We start from the raw sequence: 22,898 nt of genomic DNA, 5'->3' as shown, positions 1-22,898 counted from the left end.
AAAACCGCAAGAATGCGTCCTGCTCATGGCAGTGGAGACAAAGCAAACAAGATCTTGATTTTATTTATAAATTATTATTCACGGATATTCCGGACCAGCATCGGAGACCCGATGAACGGCAGATGTCGTCGCCATAGCCGGACTTTGCCTTTGTTCCGGGCCTGCCACCAAAAGTCCGCTGAGGACCGCCATGATCAGCATCAGGAATATAACCGGCAAAGCCAGTTGCATGGGGTCGTACCTCGTTTCCGTCCATAGGGAACTCGGCTGGCGGTAAAACGTTCCCTTCGGCGCCGTGCCTATGCTTGCGCGAGTAACGACAAAACGAAGGCTTGGGGCTACTGGACATGACATCAATCCTCGCGGAAGGCGAAAGTTGTTGGCGTATCGCCCGCGCCGATCGTTTTTCCGTCATCGTGGACGCCGCCGACTTCTTCCGCTGCGCGAAGCAATCCATGCTGAAAGCAAGGCGCTCGATCTACCTGATCGGTTGGGATTTCGACACGCGTATCCGGCTGGAACCGGGGAACAAGCAGGCCAAGCAACCGGACAAGCTGGGTCGCTTCCTCAACTCGGTCGCCAAAAAGAACCCCGACATCGATATCCGCATCCTCAAATGGGATGTCGGGGTCCTGTCATCCCTCACCCGTGGCGAGACGCCCTTCTATATCCTGAGCTGGCTGTTCAACGAACGCATCCACCTGAAGCTCGACAGCGCCCACCCGACAATGTCCGCGCACCACATGAAGCTGCTGGTGGTCGACGACAAGGTCGCCTTTTGCGGCGGGATCGACATGACAGCCGGTCGCTGGGACACGCGCGAGCACCGGGAGAACGATCCCGACCGTCGCTCGCCTACGGGACGCACGGCAGCGCCTTGGCACGACGCCACCAGCTGTTGTTCCGGCCCTCTTGCCGCCGCGCTTGGAGATCTGGCTCGCCAGCGATGGAAGAGGGCGACGGACGACGAGCTAAACCACCCGGAGACGGACAGCGACCCGTGGCCGGACGATCTGGAGGTCGAATACGAGAACGTAGACGTCGGCATTGCCCGGACCGCGCCGGAATATCAGGACCACGCCCAGGTGGCGGAAATCGAGACCGCGACGCTTGCGATCGTCGCCGCAGCGGAGAAGACACTCTACATCGAAAGCCAGTATTTTGCGTCCCGCCGGATTGCCGAGGCGATCGCCGGGCGTCTGCGCGAGCCGCAAGGGCCGGAAGTCGTGCTCATCAATCCGGAAGGAGCCGATGGCTGGCTGGAGGCCAAGGCCATGGATTCGGCACGCATCCGATTGATGAAGCTGGTGCGAGAAGCCGACGAACACGGCCGCTTCCGCATCTTCTACCCGGTCAACGATGTTGGAACGCCGATCTACGTCCATGCAAAGATCATGATTGCCGACGACCGGATCTTGAAAATCGGCTCGGCCAATCTCAACAATCGATCGATGGGCTACGACACCGAGTGCGACCTTATTCTGGAAGCGAGCACCGACCAGACCGAGTTGCGACGGAGCATCCACCTCGAAAGAAACGCCCTGCTTGCGGAACATCTGTCGTGCGCGCTGGAAGAGGTCGAGGGCGCTCTCAATCAGTCAGGCGGGTCGGTGATCGATGCGATCGAACGCCTGAACAGGAGCCAAGGGCGAGGCCTGCGGCCGGTGCCGATCCGCGATCTCACCGCGGACGAGGAAATGATGGCCGAGTCGAGCCTCGCGGACCCTGAACGACCGGCGGGTGTGCGCTATCGAACGTCCAGCTTCCTGCGGAAAAAGTTCCGGCGTCGTGCTGCTCCGTGAAATCGATGGTGCGACGGGTCTTCAGACGTCGGCTTCGGTGAGGCCGCGGACATCCTTGAATACGGCCCACATGACCTTGACTTCGCTGCGCAGGATAGCGGTCGGGCGAATGCCGCCACTGACAAGATTGAGATACTTGTCGCCATAGGCCTTGAGGAAGACGGCAGCGGCATCGAGCATCTCGCTGCCTTTCACCGCCTGCCTGCGCAGGTCTTGATTTTCTCTCTGGAGCGCCTCGTAACGCTCAAGCAGCGCCTGGACATCCGAGGAGGCAACCGCCGCCGAGGGCGCTGCCGCGTTTTCGATCTCCGCGCGCAGCCGCGCGGCAATGTCCTTGGTTTCGTCATTCATGCGATTCTCTCCAGGGCCTCAGATTTCCCGGATCGACCTCAAAAGCAAGCGCGTTCCGGATTACAATTTGGAGAGGTTTACGTGAATGTTTTGATGCTCAGAGCCTCTCGGCCAGAAAATCCATGAAGGCGCGGATGCGCACCGCGAGATGCTCGTGGCCGGCATAAACGGCGTGGATTTCCTCGATGTCCTGCGGGTTCCAATCGTCCAGCAGTACCATCAGCCGGCCGGCCTCGATATCCGGCTCGACATGGAAGCGCCCGACGCGACCGATGCCGAGCCCATCCAGGCAGAACTGGCGGATGATCGAGCCGCTCGAGGCCCTGAGACTGCCCGAAACCGGGCGGACATTGACCCTGCCGCTTTCCGGATCGCGGAAAGGCCAGCCCTCCACAGCACGGCGGAAATTGAAGTTGATGCAATTGTGGAGGTCGAGATCGGCCGGCGTCTTCGGCATGCCGCGCTCGGCTATATAATCCGGAGAGGCGATCACGACCTGCGGGCTCTGGCCGAGCTTGCGCGCCATCAGCGATGAGTCCCTGAGCGGCCCGTGACGGATGGCGATGTCGACGCGCTCACGGATGAGATCAACCGTGTCGTCGGTCAAGGTGACGTCGAGCTGCACCTCGGGAAACAGCCTCAGGAATTCGCCTGTCAACGGCAGGATATAGCGCTCGCCGAAGCCGACCGATGCATTGACCGACAAGGCCCCACGCGGCAACGCCCTCCCGCCGCCCGAAACGATCTCCTCCGTATCGGCGATCTCGGCGAGGATGCGGCTTGCGCGCGCCAGATAGGTCTCGCCTTCCGGCGTCAATTGAAGCGTGCGGGTGGAGCGCACGACGAGACGGGTGCCAAGCCGGTCCTCCAGCCTCGTCACCAACTTGCTGACTGCCGAGGGCGACAGCTTCAGCTTGCGGCCTGCGGCCGAAAAGCTTTTCAGCTCGGCGGCGAGGACGAAGACCTCCATTTCTCCGGCACGGTTGTCCATTCGAGCCATTCCTATTCAGCCAAAATTCCCCCTCTGGCCTGCCAGGCCATCTCCCCCACAAGGGGGGAGAAACCCGTGGCGCCTGCCTGCCTCAATGGGCCTGGACGGAAGCTCCGGGTTAAGCCCTCCCCCTTGTGGGGAGGGTTGGGAGGGGTCTTTTTCATTTCACCCGCGTCGCTGCCCGGTCTGGATCCGATATGCGGCCAAACCGACAACTGTGAACTGATTTCACAAATCCTTATCCGCTTATGCCGCTACACACGCAAGTGGCGGGCGACGATATTGCAGCGCATCGAATGATGCCTCCCCTCCCGAGGAATTACAGGACAAGGATACCCAATGCCTCTCGCTCTCTATGCCTTGACGGCCGGCGCCTTCGGCATCGGCGTCACGGAATTCGTCATCATGGGCCTGCTCATCGACGTCAGCAAAGATCTCGGCGTCTCGATTTCCGCCGCCGGCCTGCTGATTTCCGGCTATGCCCTTGGCGTCGTCGTCGGTGCGCCGATCCTCGGCGCAATCAGCGACAAGTGGTCGCGAAAGACCTTGCTGATGGCGCTCATGGTGGTCTTCACCATCGGCAATCTCGCCTGCGCCATCGCCCCCGACTACTGGTGGTTGATGGCTGCCCGCGTACTCACCGCCTTCGCGCATGCCTCCTTCTTCGGCGTCGGCTCGGTGGTGGCGACCGGTCTCGTGGCCCCCAACAGACGCGCTTCGGCCATTGCGGTCATGTTCACCGGCCTAACCGTCGCCAATATCCTCGGCGTTCCCTTCGGCACATGGCTCGGCCAGGCCTACGGCTGGCGCTCAACCTTCTGGGCGGTAACGCTCATCGGTCTTGCGGCGCTCGCCGTCATTGCGCTCCTCGTTCCGAAGGACAAGGCATCGGATGCGCAGGAAGAGGCCACGCAGGGCGTGCTTGCCGTGCTCGGACGCCGCGCCGTCATCCTCGGCCTGCTCACCACCGTGCTGTCGTGGGTCGGCGTGTTTGCGGGCTTCACCTATATCGCGCCTATCCTGACCGAGATCACCGGCTTCTCGGAAGGCGCCGTTTCACCGATCCTCCTCGTTTTCGGTGGTGGTCTGGTGATCGGCAACCTCGCCGGCGGCTGGCTGGCAGACCGGTACCTCGTGCCGACGATCGTCGGCAGCCTCGTGACGCTTGCCGCGGTGCTTCTCGCCATGACCGCGGCGATCCACCAGCCGGTTCTTGCCGTGATCGCCATCGGCCTGTTCGGCGCTGCCGCCTTCGCGACAGTCTCGCCGCTGCAGATGTGGGTGATGCAAAAGGCGGAAGGTGCCGGCCAGGGACTGGCATCCTCATTCAACATCGCGGCCTTCAACCTCGGCAATGCCATCGGCGCGTGGCTTGGCGGCGCGGTGATCGACCACGGCCCGGGCCTCGGTGCGGTCACGTTCGTCGCCGGCCTCGTGCCGATCGGAGCCCTTGCCGTTGCGCTTCTCGCCATCCGGCTGGACAGACACGACGCCGAGAGTGCCGCCCTCGCCCCTGCAGAGTAATTCGAAAAGGAACAGGAACATGGAATACCGCAATCTCGGCGCATCCGGCCTCAGAGTGCCGGTCTTGAGTTTCGGAGCCGGCACGTTTGGTGGCTCCGGTCCACTGTTCAGCCACTGGGGCACGACCGATGTAGAGGAGGCCCGCCGCCTCGTCGACATCTGTCTCGAAGCCGGCGTCAACCTGTTCGACACGGCCGATGTCTATTCGGCCGGCGCTTCGGAGGAAGTGCTGGGAGAGGCGATCAAGGGGCGGCGCAACGATGTGCTGATTTCCACCAAGGCCAGCCTGCCGGTCAGCGACGGCGCAAACGACTGGGGTTCATCGCGCTCGCGGCTGATCGATTCGGTCGAGGCCGCGCTGAAGCGGCTCGGCACCGACCATATCGACATATTCCAGCTGCACGCCTTCGACGCCTCGACGCCCGTCGAGGAAGTCGTCTCGACGCTCGACCGGCTCGTGTCCGACGGCAAACTGCGTTACATCGGCGTTTCCAATTTTTCCGGCTGGCAGATCATGAAGTCGCTCGCCGCCGCCGAGCGGCACGGCTGGACGCGCTACGTGGCGAACCAGGTCTATTACTCTCTCGTCGGCCGCGACTACGAGTGGGACCTGATGCCTTTGGATGAGGACCAGGGTCTCGGCGCGCTGGTCTGGAGCCCGCTCGGCTGGGGTCGCCTCACTGGCAAGATCAGTCGAGCCAAGCCTGTCCCAGCCGGCAGCCGCCTGCACGAGACGGCCGATTTCGGCCCGCCGGTGGAGGACGAACTGCTTTACAAGGTGGTCGATGCGCTGGAAGAGGTTGCCGCGGAAACGGGCCGGTCGGTGCCACAGGTGGCGATCAACTGGCTTGTCGGCCGGCCGACCGTCTCTTCGGTGATCATCGGCGCCCGCAACGAGGCACAGCTTCGCCAGAACCTTGGCGCGGTCGGCTGGTCGCTGACGACGGAGCAGGTCGCAAAGCTCGATGCCGCCAGCGCGGTGACGGCGCCCTATCCGCATTTCCCCTATCGCCGGCAGGAAGGCTTTGCCCGCCTCAACCCGCCGCTGGCAGGGTGATCGCTGAAAAGACGGAGGTTGATCCGTCCTGATTCTGGTCCATGTAGAATGGGCCTCTTTCCAGCCCGGATCCCAGGCCGGGCTTCGTTCCCAAAAGGAGTTATCCATGCACTCAGTCAGCGCGAATGGCGCCAATATTCCCGCCCTCGGCTTCGGCACCTTCCGCATGCCGAACGAAGACGTCCTGCGCATCCTGCCGCAAGCTCTCAAGCTCGGCTTCCGCCATGTCGACACGGCACAGATCTACCAGAACGAGGCCGCGGTCGGCGCGGCCCTGGCCAGCTCCGGCGTTCCTCGCGCCGATATCTTCCTGACAACCAAGGTCTGGGTCGACCGTGTCGGCCATGAGGCCTTCATCGCCTCGGTGGACGAGAGCCTCCAGAAACTGAAGACCGACCATGTCGACCTTCTTCTGCTTCACTGGCCGCAAAGCGAGATGCCGCTCGCCGACCGGATGGGTGCGCTCAACGAGCTGAGAAAAGCCGGCAAGGTGAAGAACATCGGCGTTTCGAACTTCTCGGCGGCGCTGATGGCCGAAGCGGTAAAACTGTCGGATGCACCGATCGCCACCAACCAGATCGAGTATCACCCCTATCTCGACCAGAGAAAGGTACTCGCAGAGGCGACCAGGACCGGCATGTCGGTGACGGCCTACTACCTGATGGCGGACGGCAAGGTGCCGCAGGACCCTGCCCTGAAGGACATCGGCGCGCGCCACGGCAAGACCGCCGCGCAGGTGGTGCTGCGATGGGCCGTGCAGCAGAAAGACGTCATCGCGCTTTCCAAGACTGCCACCGAAAGCCGCCTTCGCGAAAACTTCGAGATCTTCGACTTCGCGCTCGGCGAGGGAGAGATGGCGGAGATCCACAAGCTGGCCCGCCCTGATGGCCGCATCGTCAACCCCGGGCATCTGGCGCCGGAGTGGGATTAAGCTATCAGCAAAAAAGCCGCCGGATCACTCCGGCGGCTTTTCGATGCTTCCAGACGGAAGAAATCAGACGAACTGGCTAAGGCCGGGCACCGAGGCGACCACCTGATCGACCACCTCGTCGCCGGCATGTTCGCGGGCGACCTTGATGGTTTCCTTGGCGAGTGCCGTGATTTCTCCCATGCCCAGACCGATGCTCATCAGCTGCTGGCCGAGCGCCATGACGCCGCCGCCGAAGCTTGCCATCAGACCACCGAGCAGGCCGCCGCCGCCGCCAGAACCTTCGCCGTTGAACTGGGCGACCAACTCGGGCGCGCCGGGGATGGATTCGATCATCTTCGCGACCGCGCCATCATCCGCCTCGCGCTGCAGGAAGCCGAGCATCATGCCGACAGCCTTTTCCGCGGTGTCGGGAGCAATGCCCACAGTGTCTGCGACGCGCGTAACCAGTTCGTTCATCAATCTGTCCTCAAGGTTTTGACGTTAACGTCCACGTAATACAGAACACCAGCCGTCGTCCAGCGCCAAATGCGCATAGAGAACGCACCGGATCAAGACGAAGCCTTGCCGATTGTGTCGGCCATATAGGCACCCCGGCTTCCCATCGGTTTGGGCGGACCCGTCGTCGAATCCCTTGCCGTCTGGTGCTCCAGCTCGGCGTTGATCTCGGCTCCGATGATGACGATGATGACGGAAATCCATGTCCAGACCATGAAGCCGATCATGGCGCCGAGCGTCCCGTAGGTGGCGTTGTAGTTGGCGAAATTGGCGAGGTAGAACGACACGGCGACCGAGGCGATCACCCAGGAAATGGCGGCGAACGCCGTGCCCCAGCTCAGCCAACGCGGCTTCGGCGGCTCGCGGCTCGGGCCGAACCGGTAGAGGATCGCTATCGCGCCGACGACGAACAGGAGCATCAGCGGCCAGCGCGCCAGACTGATGAGTATCTCGGCCCATCGCTCCAGCCACAGGAACGACAGAACGACCGGCACGATGCCCACCGCGACGATCAGCACGATCACAAGGATCAGAGCCCCGAAGGTAAAGAGAAGAGAGATCGCGTTGAGCCTAATGAAGCTCCGCTTTTCGGTCTCCCCATAGGCCACGTTCATGGCTTCGAAGAGTGCCTTCATACCGTTGTTGGCGCTCCAGAGAGCAATCGCGAGACCCGCCAGGAGACCAATGCCAAGCGTGGAATTGTCCTGCGAAGCGAGTGACTTCAACTGGTCGAGGAAGATGTTGAGCGCATCCGCCGGCATAACGGAGCCGAGGAAGCCGATCCGCTCGGCGATATCGGCCGGACTGGAGAAAAAACCATAGAGGGAGACGAGCGCTGCCATGGCGGGAAAAAGAGCCAGCAGCAGATAATAGGTGACGCCGGCGGCGATCAGCATGACCCGGTCTTCGCCGACGGCTGCATAGAGACGCCAGAGGACATCCTTCAGCCCGGCAGCGGGTATTTGCCCCGGCCTTTCGGCATCCCTGCCTCGTCCCTTTTCACGACCGCCCGCCCCAACCTCTTCTTCCTGCACCAGTCATTCCTTCCGAACGCAAAGGCTTGATAGTGCGCCGGAGCGACCATTGCCCGGCCCTGCCGCGCCATCTATAACCCTTTTGAGTCATAACGTTGCGAGGGAGCGCCAGTTGCATGGGTGAGTCAGGAAAACTGTTTGTCGGCGGCAGCCGAAACCCCGACGATTCATTCAACAAGGGCGAATATCTCGAACTCAAGTTCGGCAATCGCCACGGGCTGATCACCGGCGCCACCGGTACCGGCAAGACGGTAACGCTGCAGGTGCTGGCGGAAAGCTTTTCCAAGGCAGGCGTTCCGGTGTTCTGCTCCGACATCAAAGGCGATCTCTCCGGCATCGCAGCGATCGGCGAGGAAAAGGACTTCCTGCTGAAGCGCGCCGAAGAGATCCAGTTTTCCGACTACGACTTCGAAGCCTTCCCGACGATCTTCCTTGATCTCTATGGAGAGAAGGGCCACCGGGTCAGAACCACGATCGCCGAAATGGGGCCGCTGCTGCTCGCCCGATTGATGGATGCGACAGACGCGCAGGAGGGCGTGCTCAACATCGCTTTCAAGATCGCCGACGAAGGCGGAATGGCGCTTCTCGACCTCAAGGACCTGCAGGCTCTGCTGAACTACATGGGCGAGCATGCCAGCGAGATTTCCAACCGCTACGGCTTCGTTTCCAAGGCCTCGGTCGGCTCGCTGCAGCGTGGCCTGCTGGTACTGGAGCAGCAGGGTGCCGAGCATTTCTTCGGCGAACCGGCACTCGACATCCGCGACCTGATGCGAACCACGCAGGACGGGCGCGGCACGATCAGCGTGCTTGCCGCCGACAAGCTGATGAACAATCCGCGGCTTTATGCGACCTTCCTGCTATGGCTGCTCTCGGAGCTTTTCGAGGAACTGCCGGAAGTGGGCGATCCGGACAAGCCGAAGCTCGTCTTCTTCTTCGACGAGGCACACCTCCTCTTCAACGAGGCGCCGAAGGTGCTGGTCGAACGGGTGGAGCAGGTCGTCCGCCTCATTCGCTCCAAGGGAGTCGGCGTCTATTTCGTGACGCAGAACCCGCTCGACGTGCCCGAGGCGGTGCTGGCACAACTCGGCAACCGGGTTCAGCATGCGCTCAGGGCCTATACGCCGCGCGAACAGAAGGCGGTGAAGACAGCGGCGGATACCTTCCGCGCCAACCCCGCCTTCAACACCGGAGAGGCGATCACCGCGCTCGGCACCGGAGAGGCGCTGATCTCGACGCTGGAAGGCAAGGGCGCGCCATCCATGGTCGAGCGGACGCTCGTGCGCCCGCCCTCCTCCCGGATCGGCCCGCTTTCGGACACCGAGCGCACGCAGATCATCAACCAGAGCCCGATTGCCGGCCAGTACGACCGCGATATCGATCGCGAGTCCGCTTACGAAATCCTGATGGCGCGCGCGGGCAAGGCTGCAGAGGCGGAAGCCGCCCAAAGGGAGGCAGCACAGCAGGAGCAAGAGCAGGAAGACAACAGCGCAGCCGGCCGCTGGACCCTTCCCGGCTTCGGCGATGCGCCGGAGGCCAAGCCGGCAGGTGGCCGGACGGCGGGGCGGCCTGCTCGTCAGCGGGAATCGGTGGTCGAGGCAGCGATGAAGAGTGCGGCGCGATCGGTCGCCAACTCGCTTGGCCGCGCCATTGTGCGAGGCATTCTCGGCAGCCTCAAGCGGTAGGTGACGATTGCTCGGCGCGCCTCCAGGGCGCGCCAAGACGCTGTGACACTTGGGGTGTGAGCATCGTACCTCACGAAATCGAGCCCGATTTCAGGGTCGACGAGCTACCGCTTGCGGACAAACTCCGTTCGCAGCACGAGACCCTTGATGGTGTCGTGGCGGCAATCGATCTCTTCGGGATTTTCCGTCAGCCGGATCGACCGGATGACCGTGCCCTGCTTCAGTGTCTGGTTGGCACCCTTGACCTTGAGGTCCTTGATGAGGGTAACGGAATCGCCGTCCACCAGCACGTTTCCTGCAGCGTCGCAGACTTCGGCGGCCTTTGCCGCAGCTGCCGCCACTTCCGAAGCCGGACGCCATTCGCCCGTTACCTCGTCATAGACGTATTCGTCATCGGCTGCCATGCGGTCTGATCCTCGCGGGTTATCTTCAAGATTGCCGCGCTTATAACAGTCCGTCAGGTTTGCGCAAACGCGGCGCGCGCGGGCTGGTGTCAGCCGCCGTCGTCCGGGATGTTCAGCACCTCGCCGCAGGCCTTGCAGTGGACCGCATCCGCATCGTGGCGCTGCAAACCGCATTTCGGGCAGGGAAACGTCACCTTGTAGGGCCGCACGACGGCCTGCGCGAGCCGGACGAACAGCGAGATCCCGACGATCATCGTGACGACCGAGGTGAGCTTACCCAGTGTGCCGGGCAACGTGATGTCTCCGAAACCTGTCGTGGTGATCGTCGCCACGGTGAAATAGAGCGCGTCGACGAAGCCCTCGCCACCGGGCTGGTTGTAGAAGAAGCTCGTGTAGACGAAGCCGGTGACGATGAAGAGGAAGACCAGGACGTTGATGACGGCCCGCACCACATCCTGCAACGGCGCGTAGCCAGCGCGGCGCAGGCCTTCGCGCAACAGGGGACTGTTGCCGATGGCCCAAAGCCGCATCGCCCGCAGAAAGGCGAAGTTGAAGAGCGTTTCAGGAAACAGCAGGGTCATCAGGATGACGATATCTATCCAGGTCATGGAGCGACGGAAATACGTTCGCCAATTCGGAGCGGCCAGCGCCCGCGCCGTAAGCTCAATGAATATCCACACCGCGATCAGGTAGTCGATGACGAGATAGGTCGGCCCTTCGCGGAAATAGGGGCCGAAGAGAAAGAAGGCGAGGATCGCAATGTCGATGATGGCGAAGGCCGCCTGCCATCGCAGGGCAACCGGGTCGCGCCCCCGTTCCAACCGTTGCAGCATCTGCCGCAGGTCCTTGATGTGAGCAGGGGGGATCATGGACGGCCGGGGTAAACTCATGAATGGAACATAGCGTGTTAACTGCCCACTACAACGCATGCGCGCCGGATCATGCCGGACCTGTCAGTGGATGCCCATCGTTCCACCTGCCCCGTCTTCGCCCAGGCTTTTCAGGATGGCCACACGAGCCCGGTTGACGCGGCTCTTGATCGTCCCGACAGGGCAGTCGTAACGCCCGGCGGCCGCTTCATAGCTTTCACCGTGCATCAGGACGGTTTCGAACGCATCACGGTAATGTTCGGGAAGAGCTGCGAGCGCGCGGTGAAACTCCTGCACCCGGACTGCCCATTCCTGCGGCGCGTTAACGGCACGGTGCAACGCGGCACATTCCTCTATGCCGACAAATTCTCGTTTGCTCCGGCCGTAGCGCGTGCAGAACGTGTTCCGCATGATGGTGAAGAGCCAGGATTTCAGGCTGGTCCCCACCTGGAACTTGTCGATGTTGGCAAGCGCCCGCAACAGGGTGTCCTGTACGAGGTCGTCAGCGTCGGAGGTGTTCGGATAGAAGCGACGGGCGAAGCTACGCAGCGCCGGTATCATCTCGACCACGTCCACCTCCCGGTGCGACGAACCTGCCGACTTGTTCATGGGGGTCACTCCTCGTTGACGGAGATTCAATTCCCGAGGAGAGCTTTGGTTCCTAGTCGCGCATCCAATCGGACGGGGGGCAATCGGGCGGGGCTCAGTCGGCCGCCTTCTGCTCCGCCTGTCGCGCGGCCACCAGCGAGGCGAGGCTCATGAGCTTGCCGGGTTCCGTCAGCCCGTTCCTGTAGAGTCGAAGGACGATCTTCGCCAGGGATTCCGGATCATGCATGATGGCGCGCTCCTTTTCGGACTCCACAAGATTGCGCACGGCGTCGTGAAGAAGCTTCACGTCGTCGGAGGACAGAATTTCGGGATAAAAGTCACGATCCAGCATGCCGCATCCTCCAGCCAAAGGCGGTATCGGCACCGGAAAAGCGGCACGACCATTGCCTCACGGGGGATAGAATAAGCGACTGCTTAAATGGTGCAACTCAAATATTACTGGATGGTCTTCTCGTCCGATCCCAGCAGGTGACGGACGATCGCATTGATAGCGCCCTGCTCGGCCGAAAACGTGAAGCCGCCGCCGGGTGCAGCCCTCCCGCTACTGGCAAACAAGGTCGGGACGGCAAAGGCTTCGAGAACCTCGACCACCCTCAGAAGGGTCGGCGCATCATACTGGACATCGACGACCGCACCGTCCACCCGCGCGTCGGCGACGCGGGAGGCAAACTCGGCAGTATTATGCGGGCCATCCAGATCGACGCCCGCCCTCACCCAGGCCTGGCGGACCGCTGGCATGAGGAACGATGGCGGACTAATCACCATCAGCCTGATCCTGAGCATCCGTTGCCTTTCGTCCGTTGGTTTCGCACGCGACGCATGCCTCCAACCGACGCGTGTAGCCGCAGTTCCCTGAACCTAGCTTTAACGGCAGTAAAATGCGAGGGGGACGCGGCGCCGTGAAGCGCCGCGCCCGGTCACTTCTGATTGGACACCATGCAGAAGAACGCCCCTTGCGGGTCGGTGCACTGGGCAATCCATGCGTCACCCGGGACTTCCATGGGTCCCTCCAGGACCTGCCCGCCGCCGGCCTTCACCCGTTCCATCGCAGCGCCGAGACCATCGACGTTGAAATAGTAGCACCAGCAGGGCATCGGCACGCTTTCCGGCCGAGTCATCATGCCGCCGACCGCCTTGCCGTGCTCGGCGAAGATCCGGTAGGCGCCCATCGGTCCCATGTCGAAGTCATGATCCTTCGTCCAGCCGAAGACCTTGGCATAGAAATCGAAGGCCTCTTCGCCATTGCCGGCATAGAGTTCGTGCCAGCCGACCGTGCCGGGAGAACCTTCCGGTGGCGGCGCAGGCATGTCGTCCATCGGCAGCGGCGTCATGATGCAGAGTACCGCGCCGTGCGGATCGGCAACCACCGCGAAACGGCCGATACCGGGGATGTCTTCCGGTTCCCGCTGGACGCGCCCGCCATGCTCGACATAGTCGCGCGCCGTCTGGTCGACGTCGTCGACCGCGACATAGCCGGTCCAGTTCGGCGGAAGCTTTCCTTCCAGCTCGGGCGGGAATGTCATCATGCCTCCGATACCGGGGCACTTGTCACCTTCGCCTATCTCGAAAATGTAGTAGGGGCCCGTCAGGTCCTCCATTTCCACCTGCTTGGTGTTCCAGCCGATGACCGAGCCATAGAACTCGCCCGCCGCCTGCGTGTCAGACGTCATCAACTCGCACCAGATGAACTTGCCATGGGTGGAGCTTCTCGTTTCAGATGCAGTCTGCAACATGGTTTCCTCCTCGGTTGGTGGTTGTCGTGTCGCCTCTTCCCTCGAGCGGGAGAGGCGACAAAGCCGGCAGAATTGCGCACCTCACCCCTTGCGGTGGTAGTGCGCTTCCATGAACTGCTTCCAGCTGCCGACCGGCTGCCTGGCGCTGGAATTGAAGATGCGGTGATCGTCGTTCTTGAAGACGATCTGTTCGCGATACTCACCCGCCTTGCCCGGGTTCTGGTGGTCGGGCCCGGTCGTGTAGAGGCTGAGCGTCGTGCCATCGGCGGAAAGATCGCCTTCGTAGACCCACAGGTGGTCCATCATCGAGCCTACCCAGCTCGCCACATACTTGCGCCTGGCGGCATCGAAGCCGAGCGTCATCATGATCGATGCCTCGCCGCAGCCCGGCATCTCGCCGCGGCTTTCGCAGACGAACCAGATGCCCTCCAGCGAGCGGACGTTTTCCGTCCACGGAACATGCCCCGCCATCTCGGGCGCCGTCACCTCCCAGGTGCCGACGAGTTTTTGCAGAAAGCCATGCTCCGCCTGGGGCTTTACCATTTCCATGCTCATGATTTCCTCCTCCTTGCCCTATTCAAGAATGCCGGTGATCAGTGGCAACAGGATGACGGGTCCGCATCCGGGGCCTGCGCGTATTCGTCGTGGCGCTTGACGAAATCCATGATGGTTTCCTCGTTGCGGCCGAACGGCGCCCGATCGAGGATCATCAGGGCACCGATGATTTCCTCGCCGCCCCGCGAATAGCTGGAATAGGTGTGGAAGATCTCGCCCTTCTCATTTCTGTAGAAGGCAGAGAGACCCGGTAGCTCGTCATGGGCGTCGGCGGGATCGATAGCTTCGAAATTGTAGAAGACCTTGTCCCCGGCGAGATCCTCCTTCGTGAAGGAAACGTGGAAATCGAAGTTGAAGTCCGAGCCATGGGAGGAAACCCAGGGGAATTTCCAGCCCATACGCTTCTTGTAGTCTTTGATCTTCTCGATTGGCGCGCGCGACACCGTCACCCAGGTCACGTCATGATTGTTGATATGTGGCAGCGCACCGTCGACATGGTCCGAGAGGAAGGAGCAGCCGACGCAGCCGGCATCCCAATCCGGCCCGAGCATGAAGTGATAGACCATCAGCTGGCTGCGACCATCGAAGAGGTCGGCAAGGCTTTTCGGTCCATCAGAAGTCTCGAAAACGTAGTCCTTGTCGATCCGCACCCATGGCAGCGCCCGGCGCGCTGCCCGGACCTTGTCGCGGAGCCGTGTTTCTTCCTTTTCCAGCGCGAGAAGCTCGCGCCGTGCCTCAAGCCATTCTTCCGGGAAGACAACGGCGTTTGCCGGCGAAACGTTCGCATTCATATCATTCTCCTCCGTCTTGACATTTTAGGTTGATATCAACATATATCAGCAATGTCAAATACGATGCTGATTCCTTTTTCCACCACCCTTCACGTGCGTGACACGTGCCTGTGTCTCCATGTGCAGCGCGCGGCGCGCGCCCTTGCGCGCCGTTTCGACCTGGCCTTGAAGCCGCTGGGACTGAACAACGGGCAGTTCTCGCTGATGATGGCGCTCAACCGCCCCGCCCCTGCCCCCATGGGTTCGGTTGCGAACGTTCTCGCCATGGACCGCACCACATTGACAGCCGCCGTAAAGGTGCTGGAGCGGCGGGGATTGGTGGAGAGCATGCCCGACCCGAAGGATCGCCGCAGCCGGCTGATGAAACTGACGGCGGAAGGAACCGCCCTGCTCTCGACCGCCCTGCCGATCTGGACGCGCGTGCACGGCGAACTGGATACGGAGATCGGCGACGGGATCGCGCCGCTCAGGAACACGCTGGCGTCGATCCGGTAATCAGGGCGCGGCACGAATACCTTGCGGCGTCACCTCAAGCTGGGGTGCCGTTCATCCAGATGGGCGAGGACATCGGCCAGACCACCGGCAGTGCCGATCTTTTCCGCCGGAATAAAGCCCAGTTCGCAATTCGGATCATGCAGCCAGCGGCGAGCCTCAGCCTCGTCACCAGCGGTGACGCCGCCGAGTACGCGAAACAGCCGGATCAGTTGAACTGCCAGCCGGAACGGTTCCGTGCCCTTCGCCAGCAGATGATCGAGCCGCTCCATGCGCGACACCGCATCTTCCGAAACGCCTATGATGCCAGCGAGCGCGTGGGGGCTCAGGCCGAGTTTGTACGCCGCGACCACCGTCGCCCTGGTGACCACCTGAGCCTCGGAAATCACGAGGGGGCCATCATCTCTTTCCGCGAATCTCTCGGCAAAATCCATGTCACCTACCTTTTGCCGGGAAGATAACAGGTCAGCGCAAATTTCAAAGGGAGCGGGGTACCCGCCCCCTTTTCCGTCCAGATATCAGGCGACCGAAACCGGCACTTCGGTCGAGGTGCGCATGGCATGGCTGTAGGGGCAAACGATGTGCGCCTTGGCAACTAGGTCTTCCGCCTGCGCCTTGTCCATGCCCGGGATATCCACTTTGAGCGATACGTCGATGCCGAAGCCGGTGCCATCGTCGCGGGGACCGATGCCGACAGTGGCGGTGACCTTGGTGTCTTCCGGGATCTTCACCTTTTCCTTGCCGGCGACGTTCTTCAGCGCACCCAGGAAGCAGGCGGAATAGCCGGCGGCGAAAAGCTGCTCCGGATTGGTGCCGGTCGCGCCGTCACCACCCAGTTCCTTTGGCACCGTCAACGTCACATCGAGAACGCCATTTTCGGAGACGGCGCGGCCGGCGCGGCCGCCCGTGGCGGAAGCCTTGGTCGTGTAGAGAATTGCCATTGTCTTCGCTCCTTGGGTTTTAAAGACAGGATACTGATAGCGAACAATTCGATTGTGCACAAGACAATTTTGCACGTTGTTTTATTCGGGCAAAAGGACGATAATGGGGAGATAGGTCGGAGCACTGCAAAGTCAGGGAATGCCATGCAGAAAAATCCAGGCGAAGCGCGGGAGACATCTCTGCCGGAAAAGGTGGAGACGCAGCTTTGCTTCGCCGTCTACGGCGCGGCTCACGCCTTCACACGCACCTACAAGCCGCTTCTCGAGCCGCTGGGTCTTACCTATCCGCAATATCTGGTGATGCTGGTCCTCTGGGACGAGGACGGCCAGCCGGTGCGTGCCATCGGGGACCGGCTGGGGCTCGATTCCGGCACGCTATCGCCGCTGCTCAAGCGCCTGGAACAGGCCGGGCTCGTGAAGCGCATTCGCGACACGCACGACGAGCGGCAGGTGCGGATTTCCCTGACGGACAAGGGTAACGAGATGCGCCGCAAGGCTGCGGCCGTCACGAAGGAAATCGGTTCGGCAGTCGGATGCAGCTTCGAGGAGATGGAGCGCCTGCGCGACGACCTGCTGGAGTTGACGGGCAGGCTGGCAAAGCAGCCTGCCGCCTAGTTGACGCCTATTGCCAGACGACGATGCGGGCTTTCGACGGAACCCGCTCGTAGAGATCGATGATATCCTGGTTCATCAGACGGACGCAGCCGGAGGATGCGGCGCTGCCGATGGACTTCCATTCCGGCGAGCCATGCAGGCGATAGAGCGTATCCTGGCCACCCTGGAAGATATAAAGCGCGCGCGCGCCGAGCGGGTTGTTCAATCCCGGCGGCTGACCACCATTATCGACTGAGTATTTTGCAAGTGCCGGCTGGCGGGCGATCATTTCCGCGGGCGGCGTCCACTTCGGCCATTTCTGACGCCACTGGATGACGCCCTCGCCTTCCCAGGCGAAGCCCTCGCGACCGATCCCGACGCCATAGCGCATGGCACTTCCATCGGCTTCCACCAGATAGAGGAACCGCGATGCGGTATCGACGACAACCGTGCCGGGACGTTCGCCCGTCGGATCGACTACACGCTGGCGATAGTAGCGCGGATTGATCTCCCAGTAGGGTATGCCCGGAATGACAAAGCCGCCATCGACAACCGAACCGTACATGGCATCGAGTTCCGGCGAACGGCCGGACGCGGACGGTAGCGGCGGCGGCGGCGGTGCAAAAGCCACGGGCGTCGCCAATACCGGCCGAGGACTACTCGACGCGCAGCCGGCAAGTGTCGATGCAGCGCCAACCGCGAGAAGCGACAGGACGCCTCGGCGGGAATAGGAAGTGTTTATATTCATGTCTGGAAAACCGCCCGACTTGGTACTTTTCGACTAGGTCCGCTCAACGGCAGGAAAACGCAAAGGTTCCGCCTGCCCGCATCCTACCACGGGTATCGTTTACGCTTCCCTTAGACGATGTTCCACCACCACCCGGACCACGTTCGCGTGAGCGGCCGTGTCGACCTAGATGACGACGATTTCGGTGGAGGCGGGCACGCGGTCGAAAAGATCGATGATATCCTGGTTCAGCATGCGGACGCAGCCGGACGACGTGGCCTTGCCGACGGACTGCCAGTCCGGGGTACCATGAACGCGGTAGAGCGTGTCCTTGCCGTCCTTGAAGATGTAGAGCGCGCGGGCGCCGAGAGGATTGTTCAGGCCCGGATTCGCACCGCCCTGCGCGGCGGCGAACTGGCGAAGCTCGGGCTGGCGTTCCACCATTTCACCCGGCGGCGTCCAGCGCGGCCATTTCGCCTTCCACTGGATCGTTCCGCGGCCGGACCACGCAAAGCTGTCCTTGCCGAGCCCGACGCCATAGCGGATCGCCTTGCCTTCGGGCTGCACGAAATAGAGATAACGCTGCTTGGTATCGACGACGATCGTGCCGGGCGTTTCGGTCGTCTGGTAGGAGACTTCCTGACGGAGAAAGCGGGAATCGATGCGCGAATACGGAATTGCCGGAAGCGTGTGTCCCTCGTCGCGGATCTGGCCGTACAGGGCGCGGTGCACGGGATTGGAGACCGGCAGGCCGTAGGTCTGGTGGAAGTGGCTTGGGTAAAGCTGGCGCTTGTGCGGGATGCCGCCAGGCATCGGCGGCGGCTGGTTGCTCGGCGGATCGGCATAGGGCGGCACATTGAAGACCGGCGCCGTTTCCTGGACGAAAACGTCCGGGTTCATGCGGCTGGTGTCGGTGACGAGAATGCAGCCGCTGAGCGATACGACCACCGTTGCGAGGCCGATGTGCGGCAGAGTTCGGCGCAGAGACTGAGGCAAAAGCGGCATGGCGACCCTATTCCGGCAGATGATATCGACACACCATGCCGGTCGCGGCTGGCGCGAAGCTGGCGGCAGAGACGATTTTTCCATCCTGCCGGCCATTTCCTCTGGTCTCGCCCACTCCTGCCTCACACCGATGGCCGTGCGATGGCGGGCCATTTGTTGGTCCATAATGTGGACTACTAAAAAACAGGGATATTTTTTAGGGTTTATGCATTCAGCTAAAATTGAAGCTTTCCCACCATCAGTCGTAGGTCTTCAGTATTGGCCACGGATGGATCGCATGTCGGAAATTCAAGTTAAACGTCCTTTATGGATGACGATTACTGCCAGCGGCTTCGCGGCGGTACTGTTTTCAAGTATCGCGCTCGGAGCCAGCGCCTGGTACAGCCAGTCCTCCGCCAGTATAGAAGCCTTGCAGCGCGAGGTTGCCAACGATCTGGCATTGATCGAAACGGACATGGCAGCCCAGAGGAAGGCGGCTGCCGGCCTGGCGTTGACACTTGCGGCCGAACCCGAGGTTGCGGGCCTGATCGGCAGCAACGCCCGCGACCAGATCATTGCACGTCATACTTCAGCGCTTCCGGCCGTCATCAGCGAAAGCGGTCTGCAACTGATCACCTTCATCAATGGGAACGGTGAAGCCGTCGCCCGCATCCATACCCCGGACAAGTTCGGCGATGACATGAAGGCACGCCGCGCGACGGTTGTCGAAGCGCTCTCCAGCGGCAAGCTGGTGGCGGGCATCGAACCCGGCCGCACCAACGTCAGCATGTTCGCCTCCGCGCCGGTCGTCAGCGGCGGCCAGACCGTCGGCGTAGTCGATGTCGGGACCGGCCTGACGAACGCCTATTTCGCGCCTCTCGCCGCTCGTATCGGTGGCGAAATCGCCGTGCATATCCTCGTCGACGGAAAGCTGGAAAAGCAGGCATCGACCGTCGAGTCCGCGCTGCTTTCAGACGAGCAGCTCAAGGCGGCCTTCGAGGGCGAAGGCTTCCAGAAGCGCGTCATGTCCGGCGACACCACCTTCATCGTCAATACGGTGCCATTCAACAACTTCTCCGGCACCAAGATCGGCGTTCTCGAAATCGCCTCCGACGTCAGCTCCATCGTCGATGATAGCCGGAGCGCGCTCGTGATGACCGCTGTCGGCACGGTGATCGTCTCGCTTCTCTCGCTTCTCGGCTTCTTCCTCTTTGCCCGCTCGCTTGCCGGCGTACTCGGCCGCCTGACCGGCACGATGTCGAGGCTCGCCTCCGGCGATCTGACGGCCAATATCGAAGGCGAGGCACGTCCCGACGAGATCGGCGCCATGGCGCGTGCCGTACAGGTCTTCAAGGACAATGCACTCAAGACCCGCGAACTGGAGCAGGAAGCGGCACAGCAGCGCAGCCAGACCGAGGAACAGCGTCGCCACACGGCCGAGCAGGAGCGCATCCGCGCCGAAGCGATGGCACAGGCCACCACCGGCCTTGCGGACGGCCTCAAGCAGCTTGCCGCCGGCAACCTCTCGGTTCAACTGTCACAGACCTTCGCCGAAGAGTTCGAAAGCCTGCGGGCAGACTTCAACCAGGCCGTCGGACAGCTCAAGGACACGATGACGTCCGTCTCCGATGCGACCGGCTCCATCGACTCGGGCTCCCGCGAAGTCAGCCAGAGCGCAGACGACCTGTCCAAGCGCACGGAGCAGCAGGCGGCCTCGCTCGAGGAAACCGCTGCAGCACTCGACCAGATCACCGCAAACGTCGCCAATTCCACGAAGCGTGCTGAAGAAGCCCGCACCGTGGCAATCCAGGCGAACGAAAGCGCCCGTCATTCGGGTGCGGTCGTCACCAACGCCGTCGACGCCATGGGCAAGATCGAGCAGTCGTCGAACCAGATCTCCAACATCATCGGCGTCATCGACGACATCGCCTTCCAGACCAACCTGCTGGCGCTCAACGCCGGCGTCGAGGCGGCCCGTGCCGGAGAGGCCGGCAAGGGCTTTGCCGTCGTCGCCCAGGAAGTCCGCGAACTCGCCCAGCGGTCCGCGACGGCCGCCAAGGAGATCAAGGACCTGATCCGCAACTCCTCCGTCGAGGTTTCCAACGGTGTCCGTCTCGTCAGCGATACCGGCACCGCGCTGAAGACCATCGAAAGCTACATCGTGACGATCAACCAGCACATGGACGCGATCGCCACCTCGGCACGCGAACAGTCGGTTGGACTGTCCGAGGTCAACACCGCCGTCAACCAGATGGACCAGGTGACGCAGCAGAACGCCGCAATGGTGGAAGAAGCCAATGCAGCCGGCGCGACGCTCGCCAACGAGGCCGGTCGCCTGCGCGAACTGATCGGCCAGTTCCAGCTGGGCGGTTCATCCGCCGGCTACGCTCCCCGCCGCGCGGCACCTGCACACGCCAGCGCACAATCCGCGCCCCAGGCATCGCCGGCGCGTGGAATGGTCGGCAAGATTGCCCGGGCATTCTCCGGCAAGGGCTCTGCCGCCGCAGCAGTCAGCAACGAAAGCTGGGAAGAGTTCTGAGCCGCATCGGCTGAGAGAAGAAAGCAAAAGCGGGGAGCCACGGCTTCCCGCTTTTTTTACGTCTGGGTCGAGGTCTTGGCTTCGACCATCGCCGTCAGCGTCGACAGCCGGTCGGCATCGCGGGGCAGCTTGTCCGGCCTTAGACGCGAAATGCGCGGAAACCGCATGGCAACGCCGGACTTGTGCCGCGTAGACCGATTGATGCCTTCGAATGCAACCTCCAGCACAAAGCCGAAACCCGGCTCGGCACGCACCGCCCGCACCGGCCCGAAGCGTTCCACCGTATTGTCGCGGACGAACTTGTCGAGCACTTCCAGTTCCGCATCGGTGAAGCCGAAATAGGCCTTGCCGACCGGCACAAGTTGTTCCCCCTCCGGGGTGTCCGACCAGACCCCGAAGGTGAAGTCGGAATAGTAGCTGGAGCGCTTGCCGTGCCCGCGCTGCGCATAGAGCATGACGGCATCGACATTGTATGGATCGCGCTTCCACTTGAACCACGGCCCCTTGAGGCGCCCCGCCTGGTAGGGGCTGTCCTTGCGCTTGATCATCACGCCTTCAATGACCGGGTCAGGCGGGGCGATGCGCAGGCGGTCCAGTTCGTCCCAGGCAGAAAACGGCACGAGCTCCGACAGATCGAAGCGATCATGCGGTGCCTTGCCGATGACCTCGGCCAAACGCGCCCGGCGGTCGAAGAAGGTCCTGGCGCGAACGTCCTGGTCGCCGTCGAAGAGCAGGTCGTAGGTGCGCACGAAGGCAGGATACTCGTCCAGCATCCTGGGCGTGACGGTCTTGCGGTTCAACCGCTGCTGCAGGTCGGAGAACGTGCGGGTCGGATTGTTCGAGCGCTGCGTGCCACCGACCAGAAGCTCGCCATCGGCGACCCCTTCGAAGTTGATCGCATCGACGATATCCGGAAAGGCGCCGGTGATATCGTCACCGGATCGGGAATAGAGTTTCTTCGTACCCCCGTAGCTCGACATCTGGACGCGGATGCCGTCCCACTTCCACTCGGCGGCATAGTCAGCCGGGTCGAGCTTTTCTAGGTCGCCCTCCTCCACCGGGTTGGCGAGCATCACCGAATGGAAAATGGCGGGCGTCGCCAGCACCGGCTTCTCCGCCTTTCCCTCCAGCCAGGCGAACAGCGGCTCATAGGGCGGGGCGAGGCCGTGCCACAGGGTCTCTATCTCGATGATGTCCTTCCCCTCTCCTGCCCCCTCTCCTGCGGAACCGCTCATGTCCGATCCGCTGAAATCAGAAAGCGCCTGTTTCACGAGCCGCGCCGATACACCGATGCGCAGCGATCCGGTGGCAAGCTTGAGGAAGGCGAAGCGGCTGGACGGGTCCAGATGATCGAGGAGATCGCGAACTGCCGAACGGACCTCGGTGCGGCCGAGCGAGTTCATGAGATGAACAACGTGGCCGAGGCGCGGCTGCTCCTCATCCGTCGTGTCGTCCTTCTCACCGGCATCCCAAACGAGCGCGATAGTCTCCGCGAGGTCGCCGATATAGTCGTAAGAATACTGGAACAGCACCGGATCCAGCCGTTCAAGGACCAGTTCACGCAGAAGCGCGGGCTTGACGCTTCGAAGATCGAGCGTGCCGGCCAGCGCCGCCAGCCCGTAGCCACGATCGGGATCGGGCGTCTCGCGAAAATAATCGGCGATCAGCTTCAGCTTGCCGTTGCGTGACGGGGTGAGCACGAGACGATCGAGAAGCGTGGCGAAGGCTTTCATGGGGAAGCCTCCCCTGTGGGCCGACCAACCCGCAGCAAATCCCCCTCTGGCCTGCCGGCC

25 protein-coding genes are annotated in these 22,898 nt (G+C 62.2%); 8 read left to right on the top strand and 17 right to left on the bottom strand.

The window, feature by feature from the left end; genetic code table 11:
* Positions 1–347: 347 nt before the first annotated feature.
* The gene (locus LH464_RS09605) at positions 348–1,802 is read left to right on the top strand and encodes a phospholipase D-like domain-containing protein (RefSeq protein ID WP_226786159.1); all 1,455 of its coding nucleotides are present in this window, start codon (positions 348–350) and stop codon (positions 1,800–1,802) included.
* Between the two features lie 21 nt (positions 1,803–1,823).
* Here LH464_RS09605 and LH464_RS09600 read toward each other — a convergent pair whose 3' ends face one another.
* Together LH464_RS09600 and LH464_RS09595 are read right to left on the bottom strand one after the other, a co-directional pair.
* Complete coding sequence (locus LH464_RS09600; protein WP_226786158.1) at positions 1,824–2,153, bottom strand: hypothetical protein; 330 nt, start codon at positions 2,151–2,153, stop codon at positions 1,824–1,826.
* Positions 2,154–2,250: 97 nt separating this feature from the next.
* A complete protein-coding gene (locus tag LH464_RS09595; protein WP_226786157.1) occupies positions 2,251–3,144 on the bottom strand; it encodes a LysR family transcriptional regulator in 894 nt (297 codons plus the stop codon).
* A 339-nt stretch (positions 3,145–3,483) separates the two neighbouring features.
* Between LH464_RS09595 and LH464_RS09590 the strand changes: the two genes are divergently transcribed.
* The 3 genes from LH464_RS09590 (at position 3,484) to LH464_RS09580 (ending at position 6,656) form a co-directional block, all read left to right on the top strand.
* Complete coding sequence (locus tag LH464_RS09590; protein ID WP_226786156.1) at positions 3,484–4,668, top strand: MFS transporter; 1,185 nt, start codon at positions 3,484–3,486, stop codon at positions 4,666–4,668.
* A gap of 19 nt (positions 4,669–4,687) precedes the next feature.
* Positions 4,688–5,725 carry an aldo/keto reductase gene (locus LH464_RS09585; protein WP_226786155.1) on the top strand — a complete coding sequence of 346 codons (1,038 nt, stop codon included), beginning with the start codon at positions 4,688–4,690 and terminating at the stop codon, positions 5,723–5,725.
* 106 nt (positions 5,726–5,831) lie between these two features.
* A complete protein-coding gene (locus tag LH464_RS09580; protein WP_226786154.1) occupies positions 5,832–6,656 on the top strand; it encodes an aldo/keto reductase in 825 nt (274 codons plus the stop codon).
* Between the two features lie 63 nt (positions 6,657–6,719).
* On the opposite strand, the gene LH464_RS09575 is transcribed toward LH464_RS09580, so the two are convergent.
* On the bottom strand, positions 6,720–7,112 hold the full coding sequence (locus LH464_RS09575) for a hypothetical protein (RefSeq protein WP_226786153.1): 393 nt from the start codon (positions 7,110–7,112) through the stop codon (positions 6,720–6,722).
* A gap of 92 nt (positions 7,113–7,204) precedes the next feature.
* A complete protein-coding gene (locus tag LH464_RS09570; protein WP_226786152.1) occupies positions 7,205–8,185 on the bottom strand; it encodes a YihY/virulence factor BrkB family protein in 981 nt (326 codons plus the stop codon).
* Positions 8,186–8,301: 116 nt separating this feature from the next.
* On the opposite strand from LH464_RS09570, the gene LH464_RS09565 reads away from it, so the two are divergent.
* Entirely contained in the window at positions 8,302–9,867 is a 1,566-nt protein-coding gene (locus LH464_RS09565) for a helicase HerA-like C-terminal domain-containing protein (protein ID WP_226786151.1), read from the top strand.
* A 104-nt stretch (positions 9,868–9,971) separates the two neighbouring features.
* Here the strand turns inward: LH464_RS09565 and LH464_RS09560 are convergent, their stop codons facing one another.
* From LH464_RS09560 to LH464_RS09525, 8 genes are all read right to left on the bottom strand, one after another.
* On the bottom strand, positions 9,972–10,271 hold the full coding sequence (locus LH464_RS09560) for an alkylphosphonate utilization protein (protein WP_226786150.1): 300 nt from the start codon (positions 10,269–10,271) through the stop codon (positions 9,972–9,974).
* A gap of 89 nt (positions 10,272–10,360) precedes the next feature.
* The gene (locus tag LH464_RS09555; RefSeq protein WP_390624959.1) at positions 10,361–11,104 is read right to left on the bottom strand and encodes an ion channel; all 744 of its coding nucleotides are present in this window, start codon (positions 11,102–11,104) and stop codon (positions 10,361–10,363) included.
* Positions 11,105–11,224: 120 nt separating this feature from the next.
* Positions 11,225–11,749: a sigma-70 family RNA polymerase sigma factor gene (locus LH464_RS09550; RefSeq protein WP_226786148.1), complete on the bottom strand. Its 525-nt coding sequence runs from the start codon at positions 11,747–11,749 to the stop codon at positions 11,225–11,227.
* Between the two features lie 94 nt (positions 11,750–11,843).
* The gene (locus tag LH464_RS09545; RefSeq protein WP_226786147.1) at positions 11,844–12,080 is read right to left on the bottom strand and encodes a hypothetical protein; all 237 of its coding nucleotides are present in this window, start codon (positions 12,078–12,080) and stop codon (positions 11,844–11,846) included.
* Positions 12,081–12,184: 104 nt separating this feature from the next.
* Positions 12,185–12,514: a hypothetical protein gene (locus LH464_RS09540; protein WP_226786146.1), complete on the bottom strand. Its 330-nt coding sequence runs from the start codon at positions 12,512–12,514 to the stop codon at positions 12,185–12,187.
* A 152-nt stretch (positions 12,515–12,666) separates the two neighbouring features.
* Positions 12,667–13,482, bottom strand: coding sequence for a VOC family protein (locus tag LH464_RS09535; RefSeq protein WP_226786145.1), 816 nt, complete (start codon positions 13,480–13,482; stop codon positions 12,667–12,669).
* An 81-nt stretch (positions 13,483–13,563) separates the two neighbouring features.
* On the bottom strand, positions 13,564–14,031 hold the full coding sequence (locus LH464_RS09530; protein ID WP_226786337.1) for a DUF1579 domain-containing protein: 468 nt from the start codon (positions 14,029–14,031) through the stop codon (positions 13,564–13,566).
* A gap of 44 nt (positions 14,032–14,075) precedes the next feature.
* Complete coding sequence (locus LH464_RS09525) at positions 14,076–14,828, bottom strand: DUF899 domain-containing protein (RefSeq protein WP_226786144.1); 753 nt, start codon at positions 14,826–14,828, stop codon at positions 14,076–14,078.
* 51 nt (positions 14,829–14,879) lie between these two features.
* Here LH464_RS09525 and LH464_RS09520 point away from each other — a divergent pair, with 51 nt between their 5' ends.
* Complete coding sequence (locus LH464_RS09520; protein ID WP_226786143.1) at positions 14,880–15,323, top strand: MarR family winged helix-turn-helix transcriptional regulator; 444 nt, start codon at positions 14,880–14,882, stop codon at positions 15,321–15,323.
* 29 nt (positions 15,324–15,352) lie between these two features.
* Here the strand turns inward: LH464_RS09520 and LH464_RS09515 are convergent, their stop codons facing one another.
* Together LH464_RS09515 and LH464_RS09510 are read right to left on the bottom strand one after the other, a co-directional pair.
* Positions 15,353–15,754, bottom strand: a complete 402-nt coding sequence (locus LH464_RS09515) for an antitoxin Xre/MbcA/ParS toxin-binding domain-containing protein (protein WP_226786142.1) — start codon at positions 15,752–15,754, stop codon at positions 15,353–15,355.
* Positions 15,755–15,838: 84 nt separating this feature from the next.
* On the bottom strand, positions 15,839–16,261 hold the full coding sequence (locus LH464_RS09510) for an organic hydroperoxide resistance protein (RefSeq protein WP_226786141.1): 423 nt from the start codon (positions 16,259–16,261) through the stop codon (positions 15,839–15,841).
* Positions 16,262–16,405: 144 nt separating this feature from the next.
* Here LH464_RS09510 and LH464_RS09505 point away from each other — a divergent pair, with 144 nt between their 5' ends.
* Positions 16,406–16,876, top strand: coding sequence for a MarR family winged helix-turn-helix transcriptional regulator (locus LH464_RS09505; protein ID WP_226786140.1), 471 nt, complete (start codon positions 16,406–16,408; stop codon positions 16,874–16,876).
* Positions 16,877–16,883: 7 nt separating this feature from the next.
* Here LH464_RS09505 and LH464_RS09500 read toward each other — a convergent pair whose 3' ends face one another.
* A complete protein-coding gene (locus tag LH464_RS09500; RefSeq protein ID WP_226786139.1) occupies positions 16,884–17,603 on the bottom strand; it encodes a L,D-transpeptidase in 720 nt (239 codons plus the stop codon).
* A 165-nt stretch (positions 17,604–17,768) separates the two neighbouring features.
* Entirely contained in the window at positions 17,769–18,587 is an 819-nt protein-coding gene (locus LH464_RS09495) for a L,D-transpeptidase (RefSeq protein ID WP_226786336.1), read from the bottom strand.
* Positions 18,588–18,864: 277 nt separating this feature from the next.
* Here LH464_RS09495 and LH464_RS09490 point away from each other — a divergent pair, with 277 nt between their 5' ends.
* Positions 18,865–21,105 (top strand): methyl-accepting chemotaxis protein, encoded by a 2,241-nt coding sequence (locus tag LH464_RS09490; protein ID WP_226786138.1) that lies wholly within the window; start codon positions 18,865–18,867, stop codon positions 21,103–21,105.
* 56 nt (positions 21,106–21,161) lie between these two features.
* On the opposite strand, the gene LH464_RS09485 is transcribed toward LH464_RS09490, so the two are convergent.
* On the bottom strand, positions 21,162–22,838 hold the full coding sequence (locus tag LH464_RS09485) for a cisplatin damage response ATP-dependent DNA ligase (RefSeq protein ID WP_226786137.1): 1,677 nt from the start codon (positions 22,836–22,838) through the stop codon (positions 21,162–21,164).
* Positions 22,839–22,898 lie beyond the last annotated feature (60 nt).

The sequence above is a fragment of the Pseudorhizobium xiangyangii genome (assembly GCF_020531965.1).
GTDB lineage: Bacteria > Pseudomonadota > Alphaproteobacteria > Rhizobiales > Rhizobiaceae > Neorhizobium > Neorhizobium xiangyangii.
This window is presented reverse-complemented; position numbering and strand designations above follow the sequence as displayed.

Excerpts from the sequence above, each read along its gene's own strand:
- LH464_RS09605 (WP_226786159.1), top strand. The coding sequence starts at position 348 with ATGACATCAATCCTCGCGGAAGGCGAAAGTTGTTGGCGTATCGCCCGC.
- LH464_RS09600 (WP_226786158.1), bottom strand. The coding sequence starts at position 2,153 with ATGAATGACGAAACCAAGGACATTGCCGCGCGGCTGCGCGCGGAGATC.
- LH464_RS09595 (WP_226786157.1), bottom strand. The coding sequence starts at position 3,144 with ATGGACAACCGTGCCGGAGAAATGGAGGTCTTCGTCCTCGCCGCCGAG.
- LH464_RS09590 (WP_226786156.1), top strand. The coding sequence starts at position 3,484 with ATGCCTCTCGCTCTCTATGCCTTGACGGCCGGCGCCTTCGGCATCGGC.
- LH464_RS09585 (WP_226786155.1), top strand. The coding sequence starts at position 4,688 with ATGGAATACCGCAATCTCGGCGCATCCGGCCTCAGAGTGCCGGTCTTG.
- LH464_RS09580 (WP_226786154.1), top strand. The coding sequence starts at position 5,832 with ATGCACTCAGTCAGCGCGAATGGCGCCAATATTCCCGCCCTCGGCTTC.
- LH464_RS09575 (WP_226786153.1), bottom strand. The coding sequence starts at position 7,112 with ATGAACGAACTGGTTACGCGCGTCGCAGACACTGTGGGCATTGCTCCC.
- LH464_RS09565 (WP_226786151.1), top strand. The coding sequence starts at position 8,302 with ATGGGTGAGTCAGGAAAACTGTTTGTCGGCGGCAGCCGAAACCCCGAC.
- LH464_RS09560 (WP_226786150.1), bottom strand. The coding sequence starts at position 10,271 with ATGGCAGCCGATGACGAATACGTCTATGACGAGGTAACGGGCGAATGG.
- LH464_RS09555 (WP_390624959.1), bottom strand. The coding sequence starts at position 11,104 with ATGCTGCAACGGTTGGAACGGGGGCGCGACCCGGTTGCCCTGCGATGG.
- LH464_RS09550 (WP_226786148.1), bottom strand. The coding sequence starts at position 11,749 with ATGAACAAGTCGGCAGGTTCGTCGCACCGGGAGGTGGACGTGGTCGAG.
- LH464_RS09545 (WP_226786147.1), bottom strand. The coding sequence starts at position 12,080 with ATGCTGGATCGTGACTTTTATCCCGAAATTCTGTCCTCCGACGACGTG.
- LH464_RS09540 (WP_226786146.1), bottom strand. The coding sequence starts at position 12,514 with ATGGTGATTAGTCCGCCATCGTTCCTCATGCCAGCGGTCCGCCAGGCC.
- LH464_RS09535 (WP_226786145.1), bottom strand. The coding sequence starts at position 13,482 with ATGTTGCAGACTGCATCTGAAACGAGAAGCTCCACCCATGGCAAGTTC.
- LH464_RS09530 (WP_226786337.1), bottom strand. The coding sequence starts at position 14,031 with ATGGAAATGGTAAAGCCCCAGGCGGAGCATGGCTTTCTGCAAAAACTC.
- LH464_RS09525 (WP_226786144.1), bottom strand. The coding sequence starts at position 14,828 with ATGAATGCGAACGTTTCGCCGGCAAACGCCGTTGTCTTCCCGGAAGAA.
- LH464_RS09520 (WP_226786143.1), top strand. The coding sequence starts at position 14,880 with ATGTCAAATACGATGCTGATTCCTTTTTCCACCACCCTTCACGTGCGT.
- LH464_RS09515 (WP_226786142.1), bottom strand. The coding sequence starts at position 15,754 with ATGGATTTTGCCGAGAGATTCGCGGAAAGAGATGATGGCCCCCTCGTG.
- LH464_RS09510 (WP_226786141.1), bottom strand. The coding sequence starts at position 16,261 with ATGGCAATTCTCTACACGACCAAGGCTTCCGCCACGGGCGGCCGCGCC.
- LH464_RS09505 (WP_226786140.1), top strand. The coding sequence starts at position 16,406 with ATGCAGAAAAATCCAGGCGAAGCGCGGGAGACATCTCTGCCGGAAAAG.
- LH464_RS09500 (WP_226786139.1), bottom strand. The coding sequence starts at position 17,603 with ATGAATATAAACACTTCCTATTCCCGCCGAGGCGTCCTGTCGCTTCTC.
- LH464_RS09495 (WP_226786336.1), bottom strand. The coding sequence starts at position 18,587 with ATGCCGCTTTTGCCTCAGTCTCTGCGCCGAACTCTGCCGCACATCGGC.
- LH464_RS09490 (WP_226786138.1), top strand. The coding sequence starts at position 18,865 with ATGTCGGAAATTCAAGTTAAACGTCCTTTATGGATGACGATTACTGCC.
- LH464_RS09485 (WP_226786137.1), bottom strand. The coding sequence starts at position 22,838 with ATGAAAGCCTTCGCCACGCTTCTCGATCGTCTCGTGCTCACCCCGTCA.